The organism is Natrarchaeobaculum sulfurireducens (genome assembly GCF_003430825.1).
In the GTDB taxonomy this organism is placed as follows: domain Archaea; phylum Halobacteriota; class Halobacteria; order Halobacteriales; family Natrialbaceae; genus Natrarchaeobaculum; species Natrarchaeobaculum sulfurireducens.
Genome location: NZ_CP024047.1, coordinates 1,833,128 through 1,859,464, shown reverse-complemented (window position 1 = coordinate 1,859,464; position 26,337 = coordinate 1,833,128). Strand labels below are relative to the sequence as shown.

Here is a 26,337-nt window from a genome sequence, read left to right as displayed (position 1 = left end):
GCTCAAGCATGGTTGCAGAGCGTGGAGACAAAAATCTGTCGTCACTCCCCTTTCCGGCAGTCGTCGGCCAGGACGAACTCAAGCGCGTCCTGCTCGCCGTCGCGGTGAACGACGGGTTAGACGGTGCACTCGTTACTGGCGAGAAGGGGACGGCAAAGTCGACCGCCGTACGGGGGCTGGTCGAGTTGTTGCCGACCCAGCGCGTCGTTGCTGACTGCCCCTACGGCTGTGCACCCGACGATCCCGCCTCACAATGTACGTCGTGTCGCGACCGAACTCCCGAGGAATTACCCATCGAGACCCGTCGAGTGCCGCTGATCACCCTCCCGCTAGGGGCGACTCGAGACCGCGTCGTCGGGACGCTCTCGGTCGAAGACGCACTCGCGGGCGACGCCGACTTCGATCCGGGCCTGCTCGCCCGTGCAAATCGCGGTATCCTCTACGTGGACGAGGTGAACCTGCTGGACGATCACTTAGTCGACGTGATCCTCGACGCTGCTGCGAGCGGCGTCAACACGGTCGAGCGTGACGGTATCAGCGTCACCCATCCCGCCGAGTTCACGCTGATCGGGACGATGAACCCCGAGGAAGGCGATCTCAGACCCCAGTTACGCGACCGGTTCGCACTGCAGGCCACCGTCGAAGGCTGTCGCGACGTCGGCGACCGCGTCGAGATCATCGATCGCGCGCTCGCAGACGGCAGCGACGACAGTGCGCCGCGGGCCGAGTACGCCGACGAAATCGACGGACTCCGAACGGAGCTGCTCGAGGCCCGCGATCGCCTCTCGAGCGTCGACCTCCCTGACGAGTTCAAAGCGGAGATCGCCGAACTCTGCCTGGCGGCCGGCGTCGACGGCCACCGCGGGGACGTCGCGATCGCTCGCACCGCGATGACGATAGCGGCACTCGAGGGTCGGACGACGGTGATCGAACCGGACGTCCACGAGGCAGCCAGCTACGCCCTCCCACACCGGCTTCGTAGCCAGCCGTTCGAGGACGAACCCGACCTCGAAGAGATCCTCGAGGACCGATTCGATGCGGAGTCGTCGGACGAAATCGACGGTGCCGACGACGCGGGCGGGGAAACGGCGGGCGACGACGGCGATGGACGAACGGACGAGAACGATCTCGACCCGGACGCCGGGGACGATCCAGCCGGAAGCGAGGAGGGCGACAGCGGGTCCGGTACAGACGAATCCGGCTCGGAGCCCGACCATCGGCCCGACGACCCCGCCGAGACCTCCGGCGGGCAGCCCACTTCCGCGAATCACGACGCGGGCGAGAGCGACGCCTCGAGCGATTGGTCGGGCGACGACTCCGATGGGACAGATGGTGAAGACAGCGACGATAGTGGCGACGAAGACGAGGCCCAGCCGCTCGTCCCCGGTCACCGACGTGGCGACGTAGCCGAGGTCGGCGAGGCGAGTGCGCCCGACCTCGAGCCGTCGTCCGTCGACCGACCGGACGGGTCGGCTCGAAGCGGCTCACGGGCGAGTGCCGCGCCGAGCGTCGACAACCGCGGGCCTCGAGTCCGAACCGAACCCGCAGACGGTGGCCCGATTGATGCGGCCGCATCGGTTCGTTCGGCCGCCGCTCGAGGCTCGACCCGCGTCGAGCGATCGGATCTCCGCCAGTCGGTCCGGGCCGGCGAGACGTCCGTCACGATCGTCTTCGCCGTCGACGCGAGCGCCTCGATGCGTCCCGCGATGCAGACCGCCAAAGGCGTCGTCCTCGAGCTGTTGCGTGATAGTTACGAACGGCGTGATCGGGTCGCGTTCGTCGCCTTCGCCGGGGAAGACGCCAACGTCTTGCTCCCACCGACCGACAGCGTCTCGCTCGCTGCACGCCACCTCAAAGAACTCCCCACCGGCGATCGAACGCCGCTCCCGGCCGGCCTCGAAACCGCGGGTCGGGTGCTCGAGCGAGCCGAAACCGACGCCTCGGTGGTCGTACTCGTCACCGACGGACGGGCGAACGTCGCCGACGGGAGTCCCACGGAAGCGACTCGACGGGCGGCACGGGACCTCGCCACGATGGACGCGACCGTCATGGTCGTAGACGCTGGCGACGACTCGCGGGCCGGTCTCTCGACGCTCGTCGCGGACGAGACCGGCGGCGAACTGGTCGACCTCTCGTCGCTGTCGGCCGAGCGGGTCCGGACGGCGGCCGATCGAGCGACGGGTGAATGATCCCAGTCCGCCCACCGACTGACAGCAGTCCGCTCGAGCCGGTCGATGCGGATCAATACCTCTTTGTCCCCCGTCGAACGCTTTCCGACGAGAAATGACAGACGGGGAGTCGGCGGCGACTGACGGGGCCGCAGAAGACATCGAGTACGGGATCGACGACAGACCGCCACTTGGCGAATCGACGGTGCTTGGCATCCAGCACTACTTGACGATGGTCGGGGCGAACATCGCGGTGCCGCTGATTCTGGCAGACGCGATGGGAATGACGGAGTACCCCGAGATTACTGCACAGTTTATCGGGACGTTCTTCGTCGTCTCTGGGATCGCGACACTCGCCCAGACGACCTTCGGGAACCGGTATCCGATCGTGCAGGGCGCGCCGTTCTCGATGCTCGCGCCCGCACTGGCGATCGTCGCCGTCGTCACGGCTGGCGATGTCGGCGCCGGCGGCGACTGGCAAGCTGCGCTGGTCCAACTCCAGGGCGCGATCATCGTTGCGGCGACGGTACAGGTCGCGATGGGGTATTTCGGGCTCGTCGGGAAGCTTCGGCGGTTCCTCTCGCCGGTCGTCATCGCACCCACGATCGCCCTGATCGGGCTGGCGCTGTTCGATGCCCCGCAGATCACCACGACGGATCAGAGCTGGCTCCTCCTTGGGCTCACCCTGGGGCTCATCCTCCTGTTTTCGCAGTACCTCGACGTCAAACACAAGGCGTTCCGCCTCTACCCCGTGATCCTCGCGATCGGGATCGCCTGGGCCGTCGCCGCTGTCCTGTCCACCACGGGGACTATCGGTGACGGCCACCCCGGCCACGTCCCACTCGGCGAGGTCACCGAGGCGTCGCTGCTCATGCCCATCTATCCGTTCCAGTGGGGAGCGCCCGAGGTGACGACGGCGTTCGTCATCGGGATGTTCGCCGGCGTCCTCGCCTCGATCGTCGAGAGCATCGGTGACTACTACGCCGTCGCCAACCTGACTGGCTCTGCGGCACCCGGCGAACGGCGGATCAACCACGGCATCGGCATGGAGGGACTCATGAACGTCTTCTCGGGGATCATGGGAACCAGCGGCTCGACCTCCTACTCCGAGAACGTCGGCGCGATCGGGCTGACCGGAGTCGCCTCCCGGTACGTCGTTCAGATCGGGGCCGTCGTCATGCTCGTATTCGGCTTCGTCGGCTACTTCGGCCAGCTCATCGCGACCATCCCCGACCCGATCGTCGGCGGCCTGTTTATCGCCATGTTCGCCCAGATCGTCGCCGTCGGCGTCGCGAACCTCCGGTACGTTGACCTGGACTCCTCGAGAAACGTCTTCGTCGTCGGCTTCGCTCTGTTCATCGGGCTGGCGGTTCCTGCCTACATGGGCAACTTCGAGAACACCCTCGAGTTCCGCGACGCCGTCGCGCTCGAGGCGACGCTCGCACCCCTGCTCGAGGCCGGTGTCGTCGCCGATACCGCCATCCATGGCTGGCTCGAAGGCGCACTGATCGCCGTCGTGGACACCGTCTTCATCATCGGCTCGACGGGGATGGCCGTCGGTGGCCTCGCCGCGCTCATCCTCGACAACACGATTCCGGGGACTCGAGCAGAACGCGGCCTCGCCGAGTGGAACCGGATCGCAGAGGACGACGGCGAGTTTACGCCGTTCTGGGAGCGCTGGGACGACGACGAAACTGACGCTGCGTCGAACCGACGCGACTGATCTAATAAAAACGGAGCCGGCTGGAATCGAGCCCTCAGGCGATGTCGCGGCTCGTATCGATCGCCACTTCTTCGGTGAGTTCGAGTTTGATCGTTTCGGTCGGCTGGCCGCCCTGGCGATACTTCGGGATCGCAAGCACGTTCTCGAGATCGGTGCCGGCGACGGCCGTCCGGAGGTCGAAGACGGCGTCTACGGCGTGGTAGGTTCGAGCCCGGTTGTCGGGTTCGACGTCGCTTTTCAGACAGTGCAAGACGGCGATACTCCCCGTTTCGAGCATTCGGACTTTGAGATCGTTGAGAAACGCGACGTAGTCGTCTGTGTCAGTGCGCTCTAAGACATCCATCGTGTCGACGATGAGGTTCGCGCCATCCGGAAGCGCATCGATGAGCCGTCGCGTCTCGGCGAGTGGATCATCACTCGAAACGTGGCGGACGGTCGGATTACCTACGGCGGACGGAGACTGTTCGACCGCGTACCGGACGGCGTCGTCGGAGCGTTCAGTGGTAATGTACAGCGTCCCTCGAGCAGCCGTGAGTTCGTAGAGGAGCAGTTCGGACTGGCTGGCCGGGCTCGCCACAAACGCGACGACGTAGCCCGGTGGCAGGCCGCCGTCGAGCTTCCGGTCCAACACCTCGATGCCCGTTTCCAACCGGCCGTCCATCAGTACCGAACTGTTTCTGAACTGCCCGCATAACTCTTTGGTAACGATGTATATTCGTCTTTTTTGACTGTTCTACGATCCGAACGAATCGGGGTCCGGCCGACGTTCGACGTCGAGCGGGAGATTCAAGACGATAGCAGGCACGTTCACAGACGAATGCGTCACGATCACCTCATCACGAGCAAACAACTCTCGCGCGAGGACGTCGAACTGGTTCTCGATCGGGCGGCCGAAATCGACGCCGATCCTGAACGCGTCGCCGACCGACACGCGGGGCGGCTGCTCGGACTCCTCTTTTTCGAACCGAGCACGCGGACGAAGATGAGCTTCGAGACCGCCATGAAGCGACTCGGCGGCGACGTCGTGGACATGGGCTCGATCGAGTCCTCGAGCGTCAAGAAAGGCGAGACGCTCGCCGACACGGTCCGGGTCATCGAGGGCTACGCCGACGCGCTCGTCTTGCGACATCCTCAGCAGGGCGCCGCAAAGATGGCCAGCGAGTACGTCGACGTCCCCCTCGTGAACGCTGGCGACGGCGCTGGACACCACCCATCACAGACGATGCTCGACCTCTATACGATCCGGGAGAACGCCGGCCTGGAGGACCTGACGATCGGCATCATGGGCGACCTGAAATACGGACGAACGGTCCACTCGCTGGCGTACGCGCTGTCGAACTTCGACGCCCGCCAGCACTTTATCAGCCCCGAAAGCCTCCAGTTACCCCGCGAAGTCGTCTACGATCTCCACCAGCAACAAGGTGGCACCCAGATCCGCGAACACGACTCCATCGAAGAGGTCCTCCCGTCGCTCGACGTGCTCTACGTGACCCGAATCCAGCGCGAGCGGTTCCCCGACGAAAACGAGTACCAGCAGGTCGCCGGTGAGTACCAGATCGACGCCAAGACGCTCGAGGACGCGAGCGACGACCTGACAGTGATGCACCCGCTGCCACGGGTCGACGAGATCGCCCCCGAGATCGACGACACCGACTACGCCGCCTACTTCGAGCAGGCACACAACGGCGTCCCGGTTCGGATGGCCCTGCTCGATATGCTGCTCGAAAGCGGAGGTGAGAACGATGAGTAACGGTGCGGACGATCACAAGCTGCGCGTCAGCAAGATCCACAACGGGACCGTCATCGATCACGTCCACGGCGGCCAGGCGCTGAACGTTCTCGCGATCCTCGGCATCGACGGCAGCGAGGGCGAAGAGGTCTCGGTCGGGATGAACGTCCCGTCGGACCGACTCGCCCGCAAGGACATCGTCAAGGTCGAGGGTCGCGAGCTGAGCCAGGACGAAGTCGACGTTCTCTCGCTGATCGCACCCGATGCGACGATCAACATCGTCCGCGAGTACGAGGTCGTCGAGAAGTCACGCGTCGACCGTCCTGACGTCGTCGAAGGTGTACTCTCGTGTCCAAACCCTGGTTGTATCACGACCGGCGACGAACCCGTCGACTCGCGCTTCGAGGTACTCAGCGACGGCGTTCGCTGTTCGTACTGTGGGACGATCGTCCGCGAGGAGATCGCGTCGCTGATCGAGACCTGAGGCTCCCCGACCCCGATAGCTATCGCGAACGACCCTCTGTGTGCGGATACTATCCAGAATATCTAAGTGGGCATCCATCCAATATCCACTCGGATATGTCACGGACAGTCAAAGTTCTGATCGCCCTGATCGTCGTCGCCGTCCTCTGGAAGGTCCTTACCAGCGGTTCTTCTGACGTCGAAGTCGACTACGATCCGATCGAATAGCACCACCGAACGCCCCCGTTCCGAACGGCTTAGTGGGACGGCGCCGTACCTTGAGGTATGTACGGCGTCGTCACGCGCAACGCAGAAGAGATCGAGTGGCCGGAGTTCGACCGCGGATTCTACGAGGTCAAAGACGTAACCGGACGGTCCGCCGATCCGATCGACCACGGCGTGAACATGGTTTCGTGTTTCGGCGACAACGCGGCCGCCGATGCCGATCCATCGCTCGTCCCCGTCGACGACTTCGGCCGACCAGCCACGCGCGACCGAAAGTACTTCGACTGGGCGTACATCTGCCCCTCTCGAGCGGACTATCGTGAGGGCCTGTTCGAGATCATCGACGACTGCGTCGCCGCGAACGAAGACGTCCGACTCGACGACATCGGGTTCCCGCGCGCGGAGTACTGTCGGTGTGGCGTCTGCGAACAGGCGTTCGAAGGAAGCGAGTACGACGACCGCTTCGAGTGGCGCGCGAACGTCATCACCGAGTTCGTCGAGGCAGCCGCCAGTCGCATCCCCGGCACCGTCTACATGACACTCTATCCCGATCCCTACCCCGGCCACCTCTATGAGCGCGCGGGTATCGACCTCGAGGCCGTCGAACCCTTCGTCGACGAGTTCGTTGTCCCACTGTACGATACGGCCTACGAGACGACCTACTGGCTCGAGACGATCGCCAAAGGCTTCCAGACGGCGCTCGAGACGCCGTTTAATATCGAGTTGTACGCCGTAAACGTCGACCTCGATAACCTGATTCACGCCGCCGAGGTCGCCGATGCGTACGGCGAGAACGTGTTCTTCGGCTACGAATCGGGCAACGCACGCGCCGCATTGCGCCGCATGCAAGCCGACGCACGAGACGGCGTCACCCACGGCGAACCGAGTTCTGAGTCCTGATCGGAGACTCCAGCGCCACAGTAACCCCTTATTACGGGAGTGTCGGCTGCGACTAGCGACTGTTACTCGGTCCGAAGGGGGGCACTTCGTCTCTCGAGGCTGTCCTCGAGTGCGCCGGCTTGAGTCTCCTATAGGGAGTACGTCAGCGAAAGTCAAATCGCACCCAGCGTTTCAGCCGGTTGGGGGAGTGCTTCTCGATGCAACCGACGCGGACTTTTATTCCGCTCTCGGTTGCCGGCAGTTACTAACGAGGATCGGCCGTTCGTCGTCGACCAACGGATCGGAGCGGTGCCTGTCGATCGGCGATCCTGATCCTCGAGTACCAACCATGACAGACGAACACGGAGAGACGAACCCGACCAGCGAGATGCACGAAACGACGATGAACCAGGGCCAGCAGGCGATCGAGCAGCTGCTGGACCTCCAGCAGAATATGGCACAAATGACACTGAGTGCGCTGAAGTGGCAACAGACCGCCCAGCAACAGGGAATGGAGCTAACCAGGTCGATGATGGGAGCCGGGCCGGCCCAGGAGATGACGGAAACGATGCTCGAGAGCTATCTCGAGGGGATGCAGGCAGTCATGCCGGAGATGGAACGGGCGCTCGAGAAGGGCGTACAGGCGGCCAGTGAGCAGGGCCAGCAGATGACCGAACAGTTCGGCCAGCAGGCCCAACAGATGGGCGAACAGGCCCGGGAAATGAGCGAACAGGGTGGCGAGCGAGCCCAGCAGATGGGTGGTCAGGGCCGACAGCAGACCGAACAGCCACAGCAGTTCGGTGGCCGTGGCCAGCAGCGTACCCAGCAACAACAGCGAGGGAGCCAGATGCAACGCCCACAGGCCCAGTCGAACCAGGGCCAACAGCAGGACTGGCAACCACAGAGCCAACAGCAGGGACAGCAGCGCCACGGGCAATCGCAACAGGGCCAGGTACAACCACAGCAGGGCCAACAACAGGACCGTCAGCAAAGACAATCACAGCAAGGCCAGGTACAATCCCGACAGGACCAACAGCAGGACCGTCAGCGAGGGCAACAGCAACAACCGTATCCACAGACCGGCGAGTGGGTCACCCAGCAGCGGGCATATGAGGGGTCGGCCAGACAGGAACGATTCGGCCAGGAGTCGACACACGGCGCGCCGGACCAACGAGGCAGCCAACGCGAGGACCAACAGCGCGGGGAACAACAGGGCCAACAGCACGGGGGCCAACAGCAAGCCCAGCGCCGACCGGTACCACAGGGGCAGGGGAGCCGACCGGAGCGGTCGCCTCAAGCAGGCGAGCGAATCCAGGCCGAGCGCGAAGGGCAGGACCCAGGATCGGAGTAAGAACCCACCGAAGAACAGCGGGGCCACTCGAGACGTTCCAGACTACTTGAATATTGGTGGGTCACCGAAACGCGAAATCTGACGGCTCGTCGCGTAAAGAATTCTCGAGGGTCGCTCGAAGAATCAGTATCCCTCGTCGCCGATCAGGTCATCGTCGTCATCGTCGTCGGTTAGCCCCTCATCATCGTCGTCCAGTAGACCCTCGTCGTCATCACCGATCAGGTCGTCGTCATCGTCGTCCATCAGGCCCTCATCATCGTCGTTCATCAGGCCCTCATCGTCGTCGTTCATCAGGCCCTCATCATCGTCGTTCATCAGGCCCTCATCGTCGTCGTTCATCAGGCCCTCATCATCGTCCAGTAGCCCCTCATCGTCGTCACCGATCAGGTCGTCGCCGATGTCGGTCCCGTGATCCGTCGTCCCGGCTCCAGCACTGCCGGTCGTCCCGGCGCCGACGTCGGTGCCGGTTGTCTCGTCGGTATCGATGTCGGTGTCGGTCCGGCCGCCAGTTGGATCCGTATCCGTGGTTGTCCTGCCGGTCGTTCCGGCGTCCGTCCCGGTTCCGGACAGGTCGCTCCGGAGGTGGACCGCGTCGTCGGTAACCTGTGCCACCGATCCCTCCTGGAGTGGATAGGCGTTCTCGTCCGTTCCGCCCCAGCCGAGTTTCGCCTTGATCGTGTCTGCGATTCCCGGATCGGGTTCGACGTGAGCTGTACCGTGTTCGACGTCCGCCACGATGCCGACCTCCTCGTCGTTTGCGTTGATAACTGTCTTCCCGATGTCATCGTTGGTGAACTCGTGAGTCATTGCGTTACGACGAACGGCAATGCGGATCACAACGGTGTTGCTTGCGGTGGCTTGCGGACGAAAACACAACCAGACAGCGTCACCGACCGATGGGTCGAACTACTCGTTGAACTCCGGCTCGCGTCCCTCGAGGAAAGCGGCGACGCCTTCCTCGTGAGCATCGGAGGCTCGGGCCTGGACCTGGAGTGTGTTCTCGTAGTCGAGTGCTTCTGCCCAGTGGCGGGCCATGTTCTCGTGCATCGCCTGTTTCATCATCCCGATGACGTCGGTCGGGCGTCGGCTCAACCTGTCGACGGTCTCGGCCACTCGCTCGTCGAGCTCGTCGGCGGAGACGGTTTCGTTGACTAACTCGAGATCGGCCGCCCGCTCGGCGTCGAAGAACTCGCCGGTGAACGCGAGCTTCTTCGCAGCCCGCAGACCGACGATGTGCGGCAGCATGAACGTCCCACCGGTGTCGGGAATCAGTCCGACGCGGACGAACGCACAGGAAAACGTCGCGTCCTCCTCGGCGTAGGCGATGTCCGACAGCGCGACGAGTGCGAGCCCGGCACCCACGGCGTCGCCGTTGACCTTCGCGACGATGGGGACGGGACACTCGAACATGGCCTCGACCAGTCGGCCGAACGTGGCAGTCACTTCGGTGTAGGCCGCCTGTGGCGAGGCGGGTTCTTCCGACAGCATCTCGAGGTCGCCGCCGGCGCTAAAGGCGTCGCCTTCGCCGGTGATGACGATCGCGTGGTAGTCGTCGGGCGTTGCGGCTTCGATTTCGTCGGCCATCTCGGTGACGACCTCGCGGGTCAGTGCGTTCAGGACGTTCGGGCGATCGAACGTGAGGCGCAGGACGCCGTCGTCGTGTTCGACGTGCATACGACTCGAGGCTAGGGCCCCCGGGTACTGGTTGTACCGGTTCCGTCAATGACACGTCGGTGGACGGCCACTCGATACGCCTCGAGCCACTGAGAGGGGACGCACGGCTCTGAGACGCCCCCGTGGCACTACAATGGCCTCACAACACTGAGGTGGACCCACGGCTCTCGGACGGCGTTGGGGCGTCGAAAACTGAAAACGGCGTCGTGCTGATCGACCGATTCGGTTCAGGCGGGCGTTCGGACGGGCTGTTCGTGGTCAGTTCGACGGGATCGGCGGGGCGGTGGTCTCCTCTTCGGCGACGTTGAGTTCCGAAGTCACCAGCGCGCGGTACGCACGACGAAGCCGCTCGGACAGCGCCTGATGGGAGATATCGAGTTCCTCCGAGAGTTCCTGCATCGAGACCTCTCGAGGAATCTCGAAGTAGCCGTGGTCGATCGCCGCCACCAGCGTCTCGTACTGGCGCGGGGTGAGTCCACACTGGGAGTGGCTCTCCTCGGCTACGTCGTACAGTCGGACGATCGTCGGCGAGACGTCGTCGGCGACGAGTCGGTCGTAGAGCGAACTGACGCTCTCGCGGTCGACGACGCGAATGCTGATTAGCCAGTTGCCGTTCGATGCCGACGCCGATAGGACGGTTCCGCCCTCTTCGAGGACGACTTCGAAAACGTCGACCGTGTCGGGGTCGAACTCGAGGTCGTACAGCCAGCGGTCGTCGTCGCTGCTGATCAGCGAGTACCGACCGATCGCCGAGGCTTCGTCCAGCGCGTCCTCGACGTCGTCCTGTGGAGCCCCCGAAAGCCACAGGCCGTGGCCGCTCGAGGCGATGACGCGCTCCATCTCACAGTTCAGTGATGGTACCGTCTCGAAGAGCTCGCCCAACCCGGTTCCGTCGGCCGGAATCTCGATGTCTGCGATTGAAGTCATGAATCTCGTATACGGGTATCACGACGATCGCATTAACCCCACTTCCAACAAGATTAGCGCCGACAAAATCGACTTTCGCTCCCGTTACACATTTCTTTCCGCATGTGTTTCAGTGACTACTATAGGTTCCGATGAGCACCTGCACGGCGAGGACGACGACAAGCGTAATCGCGAGCAACGCGAGCGCGATGGGAACGACAGCGTCCAGTCCGTACGAGACGAACGAGACCCAGATCCGCGTCGGCATCGTCCGCGGGTTGTACGCCACCATCATCGTCGCGCCAAACTCGCCGATCGCTCGAACGAACGTGAGGACGATGCCCGCAGCGATGGCGGTTCTCGAAAGCGGCAGCGTGACCAGTCGGACGGTCTCGAGCGGGCTATAGCCCATCGTCCGGGCGGCCTCCTCGAGTCGTTCGTCGACTTCGTCGAAGCCCGCCCGTGCAGTGACGACCAGAAACGGCGCGGCGACGAACGTCTGTGCGAGGATCACGCCGAGGTGGCTGTCAGTCAGCGGGACGCCGAGACTCGCCGCCGCGGCGCCGATCGGCGTGAACCGACCGACGACCGTGAGCAACATCGCACCGCCGACGACCGGCGGGACCACCAGCGGGAGCAAGACGAGCACCTCCACCAGTCGCTTCCCACGAAAATTTCCTCGCGAGAGGGCGTACGCCAGCGGAACACCGAAGACCGTCGCAATCGCCGTCGAAATCGGTGCAGTCACGAGCGACGTTCCGATCGCCTCGAGCACGACGGGATCGGTAAGCTCGCCGGCGACGTCGACTGCGCCCGCTCGAGCGAGGAACGCAACCAACGGCACGACGAAGTACGCGAGCAACAGCCCGCCGAGGACAACCGAGATCGCGAGCGGGTGAGACGGTGTCGTCCGCTTTAGCCCCGCACCGAACGATCCAACTCCGCTGCTCACGGCTGGATCGCCTCCGGGAAGTCCCCCGACGGCCGGGGCAGGGATTCGGGGACTTCCAGTCCGGCCCCCTCGAGCAACGAGGGTCGCTCACCGAGAAACGCCACGAAACGCTGGCCGTTTTCCGGTTCGGTCGCACGGTCGAGAACAGTCGCGGTATAGCTGACCAGCGAACCAGTGACTGTCTGACCGTCGGCTGTCGTGTAGCTGGCAGTCGCGTAGACGTCCTCGAAAGCTGGATCGGCGAAGTTGTAGGTTGTCGGTAACGCATAAAACGGGAGATCACGGTCGGCGGCCATGTTCCGGTAGCTGATAGCACACGCACGGTTACCGGCCTCGAGGCCACCGAGAAGCTGTCCCTCCTGTCCGTCGACTGACGACCGCTCCAGCATCACATCCCGGAAACCGGAGCGGTCGTGTTCGCGTTCGGCCAGCTCGAACAGGTGGACCGCGCGGTAGCCCAGCGGGTTCTGGTCGGGATCGCTGATTCCGATCGCCCCCGCGTCGGCGGCTGCCAGCACCTCGTGCCACGGCTCGTCGGCCGCGAGTCGACTTCCGACGTCCGTCTCCGGATCGTACGCAATCCCGACCTCGTTCGTCGCGAACTCGAGGTCGAAGCGAGCGTGCTCGGGGACGAGTCGGTCCCGAACCAGCGAGACGTCGGCCCCGATCACGACGTCCGGCAGCGTGTCGCCGCGTTCGATCAGTCGCAAGATCGCGTTCGTCCCGAGGTACTCGCCGTCGACGCGGACGTCCGTCGCCGCTTCGAACGCGGGCCCGATCCGGTCCTCGAGGGCGGCCGCGAGGCTCCCCGCGGCGAGTACACGGATCCGATCGCGTCCAGCAAGCAGGCTGGCCGACCCCGCGAGCCCGACGACGCCCGCCGCCGCGGCGAGGACCGACCGTCGGCTGTGGGTCGCTCGAGCCTCGTCGCCACGCGTCCCCATGTACGATGATTCGATCCTCAGTAGCGATATAACTGCCCAAGGTTCCCAGAGAGCTGGAACGTGATTGGAAGCGGTTTCGAACTCCAGCGTGGTCGACGGCGTGAGTCGCTGTGAACGGCCGGGCCTCGAGGACGGGTACAGTTCGGCAGTGGATCACGACGCGAGTGACAGTCCGGCCGCCGAACCCCACACATCGGCGGTAGCAACCGACCGCCGATCCGACCGAAGCTCACTCGTCGGCGTTCGACGCCGGTCGCGTTGTCGAATCAGACGAGTCCTCGGGAGATCCAGTGGCGTCGCCGGTTTCGGAAAAGGACAGTTCCTCGAGGTCACAAATCTTCGCCACGAGCGCCTCGAGGGCGTCGCTTCCGCGCCCGATCACCTCGCCGCCTACGTTTTCGGGGTCACCGTCGCCCACCAGAACCGTCGGGACGGGCGCAGCGGTAAATCCCTCGACGAGTACCGTGTCGTATCCCCGACGCTCGAGCCGGGCCAGTGTCGATACCAGTGCCTCGAGTTCGGGATCGTCTGGATCTGCCGCGAGAAGCCCACCGTCGGTCGCGCCGTCTGGCAACGGCGGTGGGGTTCGCTTCGCCCGCGTGCTGATGTCGAAGGTGAGTTCGGGAGTGATCCCGATCACCGTCTCCGCGCCCGCGGTCCGGTGGCGGTGCGTGTCAGCGCCCGGCGTGTCGATCTCGACGTCGTGGTGAATCGACTTTATCGTCGCCACGCGTACGTCACGGTCGGTGAGTCGTGGGACGAGTTCTTCGACGAGCGTCGTCTTACCCGAGTCGCTCGGACCGGCGAGACAGACGACCCTCATCGGCGAACGGCCCCCACCGACGGGCGTTCTTCGAGCACTCTCGATCGTGAGTCGGCTGTGATGGCCACAGCGGAGATACACAGCACCGAACGATAGCCCTTGGGTGTCGAACGCTCAGAACAGTTCGACCCGGATCCCGTCGCGCTCGAGTTCTTCGGCAAACGCCTCCGCGTCGGTTTCGATCGGCTCGAACGTATCGTAGTGTTCTGGCAGTACCAGTTCGGGGTCGACGCTCCGGGAGAAGTCGGCGGCCTCGTGGCGGTCCATCGTGAAGTGGCCGCCGATCGGTGGGACGAATACGTCCGCCGTGATCGACTCGTGATGGTCGAGGAAGTCCGTATCGGACGGGACGAAAACGCTCGTGTCGCCGATCTCGAGCACCAGTCCGATCACTTCACCCTCGGCGTGGAACGGCTGGCCGTCGTCGACGTGCTCGCCCTCGGGATCGTTGTACGCGGGCACCGACTCGACCTCGATTCCGGCCACGGTCGTCTCTCCCTCGTGGGGGAGGTCCTCGACGTCGAACGGCAGGTCGCTCGTGTCGACCGCCTCGTAGACGGCGACGGTGGCATCGTCGCCTGCGACTGCCTCGATGGCCGCTGGATCGTAATGGTCGAAGTCGTCGTGAGTCACGAAAACGACGTTGCCATCACTCGATTCGTCCTCGAGTACGTCACTCCACGGATCGACGTAGATCACGGTACCGTCCTCGGTTTCGATGCGAATGCTCGCGTGCCCGAGGCGCTCGAACGTGAGATCGCCGTACTCGACTATCATGGTACTTCGGGGTACGCGAGCGACGAACTTGTAACTCCCCCATCTGCCAGCGTCACTCGTCGGCAACGACGTCGATTCGGTCGCCCAGCCACCGTACGGCGGCGTCGACGACTGCCCGATCAGTTCCCGTCACTTTCAGGCGGTTGTTCGCCTCCGTTCCAGGATAGCTTCCCACGGTCACGTCGAACCGTTCACGAACGCCCGCGATCGCCCCTATCATCGACGCCTCGGGCTGTGACGTATAGATCGTCCGAGAGACGCCGTTTCCCTCGAACTCAATAGCTACGGACTCGAACAGTGCCTTCATCTCCGAGGGAACCCCGGGGAACGCATAGACGTTCCCGAGGACGCACCCCGGACACAGGCCCGCAGGATTCACGAGCGGCCGACAGCCTGCCGGAAGCGCGGCCCAGGCGTCGACGTCTAACTCGAGGTCGTCGGCGGTGACAGCGTCCGGCTCGAGCCCGCGGTACGCTGCAACGGTGGCGACGACGTCCTCACGCACGGCGTCATCGACGGTAAGCGGCCGGTCGAATGCCGCCGCAATTGCGGCTGCGGTGACGTCGTCGTGGGTCCCACCGAGTCCGCCAGTAACGACGATGGCGTCGAAGACCCCGGACCACTCGCGAACCGTCTCGGCGATCAGCCGCTGGTCGTCCGGAAGGGTCAAAATCCGGACGACGGACGAGCCACGGTCGGAGATTTGACTCGCGAGCCACGTCGCGTTCGTGTTCGCGGTATCCCCCGCGAGGACTTCGTCACCGATGGTGAGGAGTGCGACGTCCATCGACCGTGGTGAGGAGCGCTGCTCTGATAAGCATCGTGTCGGAACGGTCGGCCACAGTCAGTCCTCGAGCGTCCACTCCAGGTCGCCCGAGCGATCACGTATAGCCGCCAATAGCGGACGATCATCCATCAGGGATTCAGACAGAGATAAGTGGATTTTTATACGAGTGAATGGCCTTCCGCCATACAGTCATCCGGGCCGACTTTGTCGGCTGTCTCACGCTATGGTACATCCGTCGTCACTCATGATCGAATACGAGTTTAGCGAGAACAAGACTGCAACGGCGGCCATCATCGACACCGTTGCCGCCGTTACAGGAACCAGACCGACAGAACTGCCACCCCTCTACGATGCCGTCGATCCCGAGGCGCTCGACAGCCTGTTCGAGTCGTTCGAACAGCGATCGTCCGAGACGCTCCGCGTCGAATTCTCCTACCACGGCATGACCGTCGTCGTTCGCGACGGCCTCGAGGTCTCTATCCGAACCGAATAGAACACCAGTCTTTCAGTCCGTTCGCCCCGAACGGTGGTCGCTACTGTGGGTGCTGTAGATGGCAGTCTGAGCGCCTCATCTGTGTGGGTCAGTTCGGACACCGCGTACTGTCGGTCGACACCGCAAGGAACTGTGTGGTCTCCATTAGTTCCATATCGGACGAACCGTCCGACCACATAGCTCGGCCGAGGAGGTCGTGAAGCGGGCTAGGTGCGACTGTGAACTGCGCCGAGACGTACCTGCTCGCCTCGCTCGGCTGTGCGGACTGCGACTCGTCTACTACAACGCGAGACCGTTTTGCCACCCACGAAGTTGTTCGTGTCGAAAGCGGGCCGGGCGCGATTTGAACACACGGTCGGATGTGCTCGCTCACGGCGTCGCCGTTCGCAATCGCGTTCGCAGAGCGACCGCGCTCTCGCTGCGCGCACCCTCCCTGCGTTCAAACCCCGCCGGTTCCGAGACTCGCCGCTCGCGGACTTGCTCGCGGCGAGAATACGGGCCGGGCGCGATTTGAACACGCGACCGTCTGATTAAGAGTCAGACGCTCTGCCTAACTGAGCTACCGGCCCTGTACCTCCGACTTTTGGACGGGCAGTAAAATACGTTTCCCTTGGGTTCCGCCGTGTCAGGGCAGGCCACGACCATGCTTGCGGCCGATCTGACGACGACATCCGGAACAGGTCGGCGTGAAAGTCTTCGGGAGCGTTAAGTGCTGTCGGTTCGAGCACACAGTCCATGAGCACGGGGGTTACGATCTCGTCGATTTCTGACTACGCTATCTTGGGCTGTGGGAGCGTCGGCTACGCCGTCGCTGAAGAACTCGTCGAACAAGGAAAAGACGTCCTCATCGTCGACCGCGACGAGAGCCGCGTCGAATCGCTTCGCGACCAGGACCTCGACGCGCGTGCGGCCGACATTCGTGAGTCCGAGATCGCCAACCTCGTCGCCGACCGGAACGTCGTCCTCATTCTCGCCTCGGACGTCGAGTCGAACAAACGGGCGCTCGAGCACATCCGCGAGAACAACGACGAGCAGTTCGTGGTTGCGCGCGCGAGCGATCCCGTCTCCGGAGACGAACTCGGTGAACTGGGTGCAGACATCGTGATCAATCCTTCGTCGGTGATCGCCGACTCGGCACTGCGCGCCCTCGAGTCCGGCGAACTCGAGTACAACGCGGGGCAACTCGCCACGTTGATCGAGCGGACCGGTTCGCGACTGGCGATCGTCACGCAGGATAGTCCCGATCCGGACTCGATCGCGAGTGCGGCCGCGATGCAGGCGATCGCCGACCACCTCGGCGTCGAGTCTGATATCGTCTACCTCGGCGACGTGGGCCACCAGGAAAATCGTGCGTTCGTCAACCTGCTGGGGATCGATCTCGTCCAGTGGAACGAGATCGAAGACCAGTCCGTGTACGACACCGTCGCATTAGTCGACCACGCGACCTCGAGCGAGATCGACCTCGAGGTCGACCTGCTGATCGACCATCACGAACCGGACACCGACATCGAACCGGGGTTCGTCGACATCCGACCGAACATGTCCTCGACGTCGACGATCGTGACGAAGTACATCCAGGAGTTCGACATGAACGTTTCAGAGGAGGTTGCCACCGCGCTTCTGTACGGCATCCGCGCTGAAACCCTGGATTTCAAACGTGACACGACGCCCGCCGACCTCACCGCCGCCGCCTACCTCTATCCGTTCGCGAACCACGACACCTTAGAGCAAGTCGAGTCGCCGTCGATGTCTCCCGAGACGCTCGATGTCCTCGCGGAAGCGATCGCCAACCGCGACGTCCAGGGGAGCCATCTCGTCTCGAACGCAGGCCTCGTCCGCGACCGCGAGGCGCTGACCCAAGCGGCAAGTCACCTCCTGAACCTCGAGGGCGTGACCACGACTGCCGTCTTCGGGATCGCCGACGAGACGATCTTCCTCGCCGGCCGCTCGAAGGACATCCGCATCAACATCGGGAAAGTGCTCGCCGACGCCTACGGCGAGATGGGTGAGACGGCGGGTCACTCGACGCAGGCCAGCGCAGAGATCCCACTCGGCATCTTCACGGGTATCGAAATCTCCGAGGACACGAGAGACACGCTGCTCGAGTTGACGGAAGAAGCGGTCAAGCGGACGCTGTTCGACGCGATGGGTGTCGACGGCGCGGAAGGATCGAACGGCTCCTAGGCGACCAGTTCGTCCTGTTCTTCGTCGGGCTCGCGGACGCGCTCGACCACGTCATTGACGAGCACGACGTCACCGACCGCCCGAACCCACCGGTAGGGCACGATGACGCCCTGGTCGGCACGGGCCTCCTCTCGGAACAGTTCACCGTTGAGATTGCCGAGTGCGAGTCCCGTGACGGCCTCGCCGTTTAGGTTCAACTGGATATCTTCGACGTCGCCGACGAAGACGCCGCTGTTCGAGTACACCTCGCGTCCCACGAGGCTCGTGATCTCCTGCGGAGTGTCGTCCATATCCGACTCCATGCGTGGCTGGCTCTTAATTCTTGGTCAGACGTGACAGTCGTCGGACCCGACTCGTAGCCGACGGGTACCGGCCGACTCTCAGCCTCTTCGAGCGGTCACTCGACGCCGAGAATTTCGTCGACGGCGGCGTGTTCCGTCAAGAGCGTCTGCATGCGGTCGACGGTTTCGGCGTCGCGCGTGCGACCGCTTCTGACGACGTCTTCGGCTCGCTCGACGGTCGTCAGCGTGTCCGTCCGGACCGAGAGGATGGGCAGGCCTTTCTCCGCGGCCTGGCCGAGGATGGCCCCGGACGGCCGGTGGCCGCCAGTCAAGATGAGACACCGGACACCGGGTGCCTCGAGCGCAGCCGTATGGATGTCGGCTCGGTCGCCACCGGTGATGACCGCGGCGTCTTTGGTCCGTCGGAAGTGTCGAAGCGCGCTGTCGCTGCCCATTGCACCGACGGCGAAGCGCTCGACGTAGGCGTCGGTCTCCTCGTCGACGAGCATCGACGCCCCGAGTTCGTCGGCGAGGTCGGCCACCGTCACGCCCGAAAGGTCGCGTTCGCTCGGAAGGACGCCGTAGACCGTGATTCCACGACCCTCGAGAAACGGTACGACGTCGGTCTCGAGCTGGTCGTAGGCGGCGTCGGCCACGTCGTTGAAGACGACGCCGGCCAGTCGGTCGCCGAAGGACCGTGCCGCCGCCATCACGTCGTCGATGTCCCCCGGAACCTCGTATGGGGCGACGAGGAGGACCTGTGCGTCGAGGGCCGCAGCGAGGTCGGCATCGGTGAGGTCGACGATACCGCCAATCTCGTACTGGCCGCCGCCCTCGAGGAACATCCGGTCGTGGTCCGCCGCCAGCGTCTCGTAGGCCTCACTCACGCGTTCGCGCAGCTCTTCCGGATCTTCACGTCCGCGCATCACCTGTTCGATGAACGTCGGCGAGTAGACCACGGGCTCTAGGTCGTGCATCTCGGCGTCGAGCTCGAGCAGCTCGCGGGCGAGCATCGGATCTTCGTCGAGGGTCTTCCCGACGGTGCTCTGGAGGCGAGTTCCCTTGGGTTTCATGTAGCCTGCACTGTCGCCGTCTTCGCGGACGAGTTGGGCCAACGCGAGCGTGATTGCCGTCTTGCCCGTACTCTCTGCGAGCGAAGCGACGAGCAGTGGGCTGTCCGTGCGCTCGTCGTCGGTGGTCGTATCGGCCGGCTGTTCGTCGGTGGTCGTGTCGGTATCGGTGTCGGTGTCGGTCATAGGTTTGCCGTGTCCACGGTGAGTCTGAGGTCGATCGCCTGTACGCCATCGGGGCCTGCCACGAGCGGGTTCACGTCGAGTTCGAGGATCGCCGGGAAGTCGGTCACCAGCTGGGAGAGCCGGAGAATCGTCTCCACGACGGCATCCACGTCGGCGGGATCTCTCCCGCGTGCGCCACGTAACAGCGGCGCGGCCTGGATCTCCTCGACCATCTCGGCAGCCTCGTTCTCGTCGATCGGTGCCACGCGGACCGACGTATCTTCGAGGATCTCGACGAAAATACCGCCCAGGCCGAACAGGAGGAGCGGCCCGAACTGTGGATCGCGGTTCATGCCGACGATCGTCTCGGTCGTTCCCTCGAGGTCGACCATCTCCTGGACTTGCACGCCGAAGATGGTCGCATCGGGCTGGTAGTTGCGAGCGCGAGAAACGACGTCTTCGTAGGCGTCGTACACCTCGTCGGTTGGAACGCCGACTTTGACGCCGCCGATGTCCGATTTGTGTGAGATGTCTGGGCTGACGATCTTCATGACGACGTCGCCCTCGATCGACTCGGCCACTTCGCGGGCGCGTTCTGGATCGTCGACGATCTCGCCGTCGGGCGTCGGGATGCCGTAGGCCTCGAGGAGGTCCATCGACTCGACGCCGAGGCGGTTGTCGTCGCGACCCTCGGCGCGCGCGAGGATCTCCCGTGCGCGTTCGCGGTCGACGTCGAAGGCGGGTGGGTCCTCGAACGTTCGCTCCCGAACGTCTCGGTACCGCGCGAGCGCGTCGAGGCCCGCGATTGCACGCGAGGGGTCGAAGTAGTTCGGAATGCCGAACTCTCGAAGGACTTCCTCCGCGGCGCGGGCTCGTTCGCCACCCATCAGACAGGCAACGACAGGTTTGTCGTAGGCCTCGCGATTCTCGATGATAACCTCCGCGAGCTTGTCGTACTGGAGCACCGCCGTCGGCGCGCTGACCACGACCGCGGCGCCGACGTTCGGATCATCGAGGGCGATTTCGAGTGCGTCGGCGAACCGGCTGACGTCGGCGTCGCCGATCGCGTCGATCGGGTTGTAGACGTTGGCCTCGTCGGGCATCGTCTCGCCCAGTCGGTCGATCGTCTCGTCAATGAAGTCGGCCATCTCGAGTGTGGAGTCACCGATTGCGTCGGTCGTCAACACGCCGGGACCGCCCGCGTTCGTGACGACCGCAACGCCGTCGGACTCCGGTTCGGGGAGCCCGGAGAGCGCGCGGGCGTAGTCGAACAGCTCCTGGACTGAACTCGCCCGGAGGACGCCCGCCTGCTCGAGCCCGGCCTCGTAGGCCCGCTCGCTACCGGCGATCGCTCCCGTATGTGAGGACGCAGCCTGTGCGCCGGCGTCCGTCCGGCCGGACTTGACGAGGACGATCGGCGTCTCGTCGGTGACCTCGCGGGCCGCTCGAACGAAGTCATCGCCGTCGTCGATCCCCTCGAGGTAGCCGATGACGACGTCCGTCTCGGGGTCTTCGCCCCACTGTCTGACGAAGTCGCCCTCGTCGAGAACCGCTTTGTTTCCGAGTGAGACGACGTCGCGGAAGCCGATTCCCTGTTCGTTCGCCCAGTCCAGGACGGCCGTGATGAACGCCCCGGACTGACTCATAAAGGAGATCGACCCCGGAGTGGCACTCTCCGGACCGAACGTCGCGTTCATGCCGACGGGTGTCGACATGATTCCGAGGCTATTCGGACCGACGACGTTCAGGTCGTACTCCTCGGCGAGTTCGCGCAACTGCTGTTCGCGTTCGGCACCTTCACTACCGGTCTCGGAGAAACCAGCCGTGATAACGACGACGTTTTCGGTGCCTGCTTCGCCCAGCTCCTCGATCGACTCGAGGACGACCGGCGGCGGTACGACGACCACCGCCAGGTCGACCGGCGGGGCGCACTCGACAGCGGGATAACATTCGAGCCCCAGAATCTCGTCGCGGTTCGGATTGATCGGCACGACCTCCCCATCGAACTCCAGCTGGAGATTCTCGAGGATTGCCCGGCCGACCGCGCCTTCGCGGTCGGTCGCGCCGATTACAGCGACAGTGTCGGGGGCAAAGAGATCAGATAACCGTCCCATCGTATGGCGATTCACTTCGGAAGGAGTTAAAGCCCGCTCACGTTCCCAAACCCGTGGAGGTCTCCGGGGTCAGTGCATCGAGATGGCTGTCGATCGGCCGGATGCAACGATCGAAAGCAAGTAAAAACTAATCGCAACGACCACGATCGAGCCACCAGGGGGAAGACTTGCACTGATCGCAAACGCCAGTCCACCGAGGACCGACAGCTGTCCGAACAGAATCGAGAGAAACAACGTTTCACGAAAGCTTTCGGCGACCTGTGACGCCGTCGCGACCGGGACGACGAGCATCGCCGCGACGAGAATCACGCCGAGGATCTGCATCGCACCGACGACGACGACGGCGGTCATGACGATCAACAGGGTGTTGTACCGGTCGACGTCGAGACGGGCGACGCGAGCGGCCTGCTCGTCGAACGTGATAAACAGGAGCTGTTTGTAATTGAGCGCCACGAGAATGACGACGACGACGCTGAGCGCAGCGACCAGTCGCGCCCCTTCGGCGGTGACGATGGCCAGACTGCCGAAGAGAAAGCCCTCGATATCGATCGCGAGCGAGGTGAAATCGCGGCCCCAGCTGATGAGCAACGTGCCAACGGCGAAACTCCCGCTCAAGACGATCGCGATTGGAACGTCCCCGTACGTGTTGGTTCGATCGGTGAGCCACTGGAGCCCGATCGCGCCGAGGGCGCTCACGATCAACGCGACGAACAACAGCGAGCCAGTCCAACCGGTCAACGCGATGAACAGGAGGCCGACGGCGACGCCTGCGAAGGCGGTGTGGGCAAGCGTTTCTCCGATGAGTGCCATCTGCCGATGGACGAGGTAGGTTCCCACCAGCGGCGCGACGATCCCGATCAACACGCCGGTGGCGATCGCCCGCCACATGAACGGGTGGCTGAAGACGTTCGTCCCGAGGTAGTGATCCATCCACATTCCCGCGACGATGAACTGACTGAACAACAGATCGGCGTACGGGCCAATCACGGCCCATTCGGGCGCAAAGCGCAGCCAGTCGAGGAGGATGTAGCCGATCATCGCGACACCGAGAAGGGCGGTCAGCACGATCCCGCCGAGTTCGACCCACTCCCGGCGGTGCTGGGGCCTGAACCATCCCAGCCACGCCGTGAGATTTGCCACCGGCCCGCCGGCTCCGTCGACGTTCTTCGTATCCAGACTCATGGGTGATCGTGTTCGATGACGCCGTGGGCGGCCCCGTACGCCTTCGACAGCGCCTCGCTCTCGAGGAACGAGATGGTATCTCCGTGGTGGTACAGTTCCCTGTTGATACAGGCGACCTTGTTGACGTGTTTCGTGAGGATGTCGATGTCGTGTTCGATGAGGATGATCGTGATCCCCTGTCGGTTGAGGTCGTCGAGCATTCCGTAGAAGTGCTCTCGAGACTCCGCGTCGACGCCGACGGTCGGCTCGTCGAGTGCCAGCAGGTCGGCCTCGGAGGCGAGCGCCCGCGCGATGAACGTCCGCTGGCGCTGACCGCCCGAGAGCTGGTTGACCCGTCTGTCCGCCAGATCAGTGATTTCGACTGTTTCGAGCGCCTCGTCGACGATCTCGTGGTCGTCGGTGCCGAGTGGTGAGCGACCGACGTGGGCGAACCGGCCCATCGTGACGACTTCGCGGACGGTAACCGGCATCGTACTGCCCCGGTCGGTCGAGTGCTGAGAGACGTAGCCGATCCGTTCGCCGTCGTCGAACTCGTCGATCGGCTCGCCGAACAACGTGATCGAGCCGGAGTCGGGCCGTTTGAGCCCGAGCATCAGATGAAGCAGCGTCGTCTTGCCCGACCCGTTCGGGCCGATCAGGCCGACGAAGTCACCTGCGTCGATCGACAGCGAAATGTCTTCTATCGCGGCTTTCTCGCCGTAGGCGAACGAAACGTCTTCGACGGTGACGACCGAACTCACTGTATTCTCACCAGTTCTCTACTCCGAGGGGGTTTAATTCTTCCATCTCGCGCCGAGGGCCACGGACGGTGGATGCGTCGGCACCTCGAGTCACGGTTACGACACATCGAGTGCCTTCCTGAGCGAGCGAAGGTTCACTTCTTCCATCTGCTCGACCCAGCCCCAGTCCTGTTCGTCCCACTCGTGGGTCGTCCCCTCGGCGGGACTGAGCGGCTCGGCGTCTGTCACCTGGCTGTCTTCGATGAGGAGTTCGACCATACTCGGCAGCTGTTCGTCCGGGTCAGGAGACTCGAACGGATCGTACAGGACCGTGTCGATGTCGTATTCCTCGACGAGGTCGACCATCCCCGAGATGTCCTCGAACGACTCGGCCGCGTCGGGTGAGATACCGACGGGCGTGTACAACTCGAAGCCATAGCGCTGTTCGACGTACTGATAGGAGTCGTGACCGGCGAAAATCGCGACGTCTCTCGAGGCGTTCTCGACCAGTTCCTCGAACTGTCGGTCGACCGCCTCGAGTCGCTCGGTATACGCCGCGGCGTTTTCCTCGTACAGCTCGGCGTTGTCGGGATCGACCTCGCCAAGCCCCGTTGCGATGTTATCGACGACCTGCTGTGCGAGGACGGGATCGACCCAGACGTGGGGGTCGACGAACTCGTCTGCTTCCTCGTCGTCGAGTTCTTCGACCACGTCCGTCGCCATCCCCTCGTCGGCGGTGTCCCAGACCACCTCACCGTCGTGGACGAGTTCGAAGACGAGCAGCGTCCGGTTCGCCTCGAGCCCGTGCAGTTCGACGTGGTCGCCGTGGGACTCGATCTCGACGACGCCCTCCGGAGCGCCTTCGGCCAGTCTGGCGTCGAACTGGAACTGCTCGTCATCGCCGAGCGGGAGGACCCGACCCTCGGGGTCCGCGAAGACCCCCTCGATGGGGACCGACTCGCCGACTGGAACGTCGGGAATACTCTCGTGCCAGTGATCGACGTGCCAGTAGGCAGTCACCTCGCCCGTCCGGCCATCGAGCACGTCGAACTCACCGATCTCCAGGCTGTCCGGATCGAACTCGTAGTCATAATCGGGTTCGGCGGCGACCTCGCGGTCGATCGGCAGGAGGTGGCTCCCGAGGCCGTCCATCCCATCGATCACGGCGACGTCGTCGTAGTCGGTCTCGAGCTGGGCGGCGATATCCTGGGCCCACGAGAACTCCGGGGTGTCGAGATAGATGAACGCGTCCGTCGTCGCGATATCCGCGGCGAGGTCGCCGTCGGGTTCCCAACCGTGACCCATCTCGCCGGTCGTCACCGGGTTCTCGAAGGAGAACTCGTCGCCGGCAACGTGTTCGGCCCAGTCCCAGAGGGCGAAGAAAGCGGCATAACCGGTTCGGTCGCCTGCTTCTCCCTCCGGTTCGCTGAGACAACCGGCGAGTCCCCCAAACGCGAGAGCCCCGGCACCGGCTTTCAGCACGGAGCGGCGTGTCTGATTCATACACAAGGATACGTCGGGGAGGCTAAAAGCGTTATTATCTATGCTGACTCAATTAATAATAGGAAGTGGATGCGTCGACGGCGTTAGCAACTCGAGCGGTATGGTGGCTCGAGTGAGTGCACAACCCCACTCCGTGTGGGCTATGTCGCGACGGAGCGGCGGGCGGTGTGGTCACGCCGGAAGTAACCGCTGGCGTGCGTTTCAGTCGTCGCCAACGGTGACGGTGAGCGCCGGCGTCTCGTAGTCGACGTGGTCGTCGTGGATGAGCGTGAAGACGACCTCGGTCTCCCCGGCGGACTCGCCGTGGATGTGAACGTGGTCGCCGTGGTAGTCTTCGTCCTCGTCGATCTCGACGACACCTTCTTCGGCACCGTCCGCGAGTTCGACGCCGAGTTCGTACTCGGGGCCGAGGACGATCTCGTCACCATCTGCGTCCTCGAGTTCGGCTCCGATCGAGACGTTATCGCCAACGGGGATCGTCGGGAAGTCGTCCTCGCCGTGCCAGTGATCGCCGTGGACGTAGGAGATCTCCTCGTGTGGGTCGTGGGCCCGGTCTAAGAGCTGGAACTCACTGACGTACTCGTCGTCGTGGTCGTGGTCGTGATCGTCGTCTTCCTCGACGACCTGTGCCGTGATCGGCGGACTCTGGTAGTCAGCGTGGTCGTCGTGCCAGATCATGAACACGACCTCGGTCACACCCTCCTGTTCGCCGTGGATGTGAACGTGGTCGCCGTGGTAGTCGTCCTCGTCGATGCCGACGACACCCTCGGGTTCGTCCGGGGCCACGGCGACGCGGAGTTCGTACTCGTCGCCGAGTTCGAGTTCGTCGCCATCCTCGAGTTCGATCTCGGCACCGATCGAAACGTTGTCGTCGACGGGAATCGACGGCAGGTCGCCGTGCCAGTGGTCGCCGTGGACGTACGCGACCTCTTCGTGGGGATCGTGGGCCCGGTCGAGGATCACGAATCCTTCGTCGGCAACGCCAAGCTCGTCGAAGTACTCGTCGGCGACCCCGTCGTCGTGGTCGTGATCGTCGTCATGGTCATGATCATCATCGTCGTGGTCATCATCGCCGTCGTCGGCAGGCTCTGGCTCGTCGCCCTCTTCGTCACCGAGACAGCCGGCGAGTCCGAGTGCGGTCAGCGAACCGGTCGCAGCGAGCAGCTTCCGTCGGGATGCGTATCGGCGTTCGTCACTCACGTGTAATCACCATCACACCCTTCCAA

The 26,337-nt window shown here is 63.8% G+C and carries 24 protein-coding genes and 1 tRNA gene; 8 read left to right on the top strand and 17 right to left on the bottom strand.

Going from position 1 to position 26,337, the window contains the following annotated elements; translation table 11 throughout:
• Window positions 1-8 precede the first annotated feature (8 nt).
• Both AArc1_RS10435 and AArc1_RS10430 read left to right on the top strand, forming a co-directional pair.
• Window positions 9-2,189, top strand: coding sequence for a VWA domain-containing protein (locus AArc1_RS10435; RefSeq protein WP_117364313.1), 2,181 nt, complete (start codon window positions 9-11; stop codon window positions 2,187-2,189).
• Between the two features lie 94 nt (window positions 2,190-2,283).
• Entirely contained in the window at window positions 2,284-3,891 is a 1,608-nt protein-coding gene (locus tag AArc1_RS10430) for a uracil-xanthine permease family protein (protein ID WP_117364312.1), read from the top strand.
• A 34-nt stretch (window positions 3,892-3,925) separates the two neighbouring features.
• Here AArc1_RS10430 and AArc1_RS10425 read toward each other — a convergent pair whose 3' ends face one another.
• The gene (locus AArc1_RS10425) at window positions 3,926-4,552 is read right to left on the bottom strand and encodes an RAD55 family ATPase (RefSeq protein ID WP_117364311.1); all 627 of its coding nucleotides are present in this window, start codon (window positions 4,550-4,552) and stop codon (window positions 3,926-3,928) included.
• 156 nt (window positions 4,553-4,708) lie between these two features.
• On the opposite strand from AArc1_RS10425, the gene pyrB reads away from it, so the two are divergent.
• The 4 genes from pyrB to AArc1_RS10405 all read left to right on the top strand — a co-directional run bounded on the left by pyrB (window position 4,709) and on the right by AArc1_RS10405 (window position 8,537).
• Window positions 4,709-5,641, top strand: coding sequence for an aspartate carbamoyltransferase (gene pyrB, locus AArc1_RS10420; protein WP_117364310.1), 933 nt, complete (start codon window positions 4,709-4,711; stop codon window positions 5,639-5,641).
• Window positions 5,634-6,104: an aspartate carbamoyltransferase regulatory subunit gene (pyrI, locus tag AArc1_RS10415; RefSeq protein ID WP_117364309.1), complete on the top strand. Its 471-nt coding sequence runs from the start codon at window positions 5,634-5,636 to the stop codon at window positions 6,102-6,104. The genes pyrB and pyrI overlap by 8 nt, the downstream gene beginning before the upstream one ends.
• A gap of 263 nt (window positions 6,105-6,367) precedes the next feature.
• Window positions 6,368-7,207, top strand: a complete 840-nt coding sequence (locus AArc1_RS10410) for a hypothetical protein (protein WP_117364308.1) — start codon at window positions 6,368-6,370, stop codon at window positions 7,205-7,207.
• A gap of 328 nt (window positions 7,208-7,535) precedes the next feature.
• Window positions 7,536-8,537: a hypothetical protein gene (locus AArc1_RS10405; RefSeq protein ID WP_117364307.1), complete on the top strand. Its 1,002-nt coding sequence runs from the start codon at window positions 7,536-7,538 to the stop codon at window positions 8,535-8,537.
• A 123-nt stretch (window positions 8,538-8,660) separates the two neighbouring features.
• On the opposite strand, the gene AArc1_RS10400 is transcribed toward AArc1_RS10405, so the two are convergent.
• From AArc1_RS10400 to AArc1_RS10365, 8 genes are all read right to left on the bottom strand, one after another.
• Window positions 8,661-9,344 carry a hypothetical protein gene (locus tag AArc1_RS10400; protein ID WP_117364306.1) on the bottom strand — a complete coding sequence of 228 codons (684 nt, stop codon included), beginning with the start codon at window positions 9,342-9,344 and terminating at the stop codon, window positions 8,661-8,663.
• A gap of 99 nt (window positions 9,345-9,443) precedes the next feature.
• On the bottom strand, window positions 9,444-10,211 hold the full coding sequence (locus AArc1_RS10395; protein WP_117364305.1) for an enoyl-CoA hydratase/isomerase family protein: 768 nt from the start codon (window positions 10,209-10,211) through the stop codon (window positions 9,444-9,446).
• A gap of 258 nt (window positions 10,212-10,469) precedes the next feature.
• Window positions 10,470-11,138, bottom strand: coding sequence for a helix-turn-helix domain-containing protein (locus tag AArc1_RS10390; RefSeq protein ID WP_117364304.1), 669 nt, complete (start codon window positions 11,136-11,138; stop codon window positions 10,470-10,472).
• Between the two features lie 109 nt (window positions 11,139-11,247).
• A complete protein-coding gene (locus AArc1_RS10385; RefSeq protein WP_228442311.1) occupies window positions 11,248-12,069 on the bottom strand; it encodes an ABC transporter permease in 822 nt (273 codons plus the stop codon).
• Window positions 12,066-13,013, bottom strand: coding sequence for an extracellular solute-binding protein (locus tag AArc1_RS10380; protein ID WP_117364302.1), 948 nt, complete (start codon window positions 13,011-13,013; stop codon window positions 12,066-12,068). Before AArc1_RS10380 ends, AArc1_RS10385 begins: the two co-directional genes overlap by 4 nt.
• A 229-nt stretch (window positions 13,014-13,242) precedes the next feature.
• Complete coding sequence (gene mobB, locus AArc1_RS10375) at window positions 13,243-13,836, bottom strand: molybdopterin-guanine dinucleotide biosynthesis protein B (protein ID WP_117365861.1); 594 nt, start codon at window positions 13,834-13,836, stop codon at window positions 13,243-13,245.
• Between the two features lie 114 nt (window positions 13,837-13,950).
• Window positions 13,951-14,613: an MBL fold metallo-hydrolase gene (locus AArc1_RS10370; protein WP_117364301.1), complete on the bottom strand. Its 663-nt coding sequence runs from the start codon at window positions 14,611-14,613 to the stop codon at window positions 13,951-13,953.
• Between the two features lie 52 nt (window positions 14,614-14,665).
• A complete protein-coding gene (locus tag AArc1_RS10365) occupies window positions 14,666-15,400 on the bottom strand; it encodes a competence/damage-inducible protein A (protein ID WP_117364300.1) in 735 nt (244 codons plus the stop codon).
• Between the two features lie 244 nt (window positions 15,401-15,644).
• Here AArc1_RS10365 and AArc1_RS10360 point away from each other — a divergent pair, with 244 nt between their 5' ends.
• The gene (locus AArc1_RS10360) at window positions 15,645-15,893 is read left to right on the top strand and encodes a HalOD1 output domain-containing protein (protein WP_117364299.1); all 249 of its coding nucleotides are present in this window, start codon (window positions 15,645-15,647) and stop codon (window positions 15,891-15,893) included.
• Between the two features lie 495 nt (window positions 15,894-16,388).
• Here the strand turns inward: AArc1_RS10360 and AArc1_RS10350 are convergent.
• Window positions 16,389-16,462 (bottom strand) — tRNA-Lys (locus tag AArc1_RS10350).
• 166 nt (window positions 16,463-16,628) lie between these two features.
• Between AArc1_RS10350 and AArc1_RS10345 the strand changes: the two genes are divergently transcribed.
• Window positions 16,629-18,077, top strand: coding sequence for a DHH family phosphoesterase (locus AArc1_RS10345; protein ID WP_117364298.1), 1,449 nt, complete (start codon window positions 16,629-16,631; stop codon window positions 18,075-18,077).
• On the opposite strand, the gene AArc1_RS10340 is transcribed toward AArc1_RS10345, so the two are convergent.
• The 7 genes from AArc1_RS10340 to AArc1_RS18715 all read right to left on the bottom strand — a co-directional run bounded on the left by AArc1_RS10340 (window position 18,074) and on the right by AArc1_RS18715 (window position 26,311).
• Entirely contained in the window at window positions 18,074-18,367 is a 294-nt protein-coding gene (locus tag AArc1_RS10340) for a PRC-barrel domain-containing protein (RefSeq protein ID WP_117365860.1), read from the bottom strand. The two genes, AArc1_RS10345 and AArc1_RS10340, sit on opposite strands and share 4 nt — an antisense overlap.
• A gap of 107 nt (window positions 18,368-18,474) precedes the next feature.
• Window positions 18,475-19,614, bottom strand: coding sequence for a phosphotransacetylase family protein (locus tag AArc1_RS10335; protein ID WP_117364297.1), 1,140 nt, complete (start codon window positions 19,612-19,614; stop codon window positions 18,475-18,477).
• The gene (locus AArc1_RS10330) at window positions 19,611-21,707 is read right to left on the bottom strand and encodes an acetate--CoA ligase family protein (RefSeq protein WP_117364296.1); all 2,097 of its coding nucleotides are present in this window, start codon (window positions 21,705-21,707) and stop codon (window positions 19,611-19,613) included. Before AArc1_RS10330 ends, AArc1_RS10335 begins: the two co-directional genes overlap by 4 nt.
• A 69-nt stretch (window positions 21,708-21,776) precedes the next feature.
• Window positions 21,777-22,889: a metal ABC transporter permease gene (locus AArc1_RS10325; RefSeq protein ID WP_117364295.1), complete on the bottom strand. Its 1,113-nt coding sequence runs from the start codon at window positions 22,887-22,889 to the stop codon at window positions 21,777-21,779.
• Complete coding sequence (locus AArc1_RS10320) at window positions 22,886-23,629, bottom strand: metal ABC transporter ATP-binding protein (RefSeq protein ID WP_117364294.1); 744 nt, start codon at window positions 23,627-23,629, stop codon at window positions 22,886-22,888. The genes AArc1_RS10325 and AArc1_RS10320 overlap by 4 nt, the downstream gene beginning before the upstream one ends.
• 96 nt (window positions 23,630-23,725) lie before the next feature.
• A complete protein-coding gene (locus AArc1_RS10315; protein WP_117364293.1) occupies window positions 23,726-25,111 on the bottom strand; it encodes a metal ABC transporter substrate-binding protein in 1,386 nt (461 codons plus the stop codon).
• Between the two features lie 201 nt (window positions 25,112-25,312).
• Window positions 25,313-26,311, bottom strand: coding sequence for a hypothetical protein (locus tag AArc1_RS18715; RefSeq protein WP_154670606.1), 999 nt, complete (start codon window positions 26,309-26,311; stop codon window positions 25,313-25,315).
• Between the last annotated feature and the right edge of the window lie 26 nt (window positions 26,312-26,337).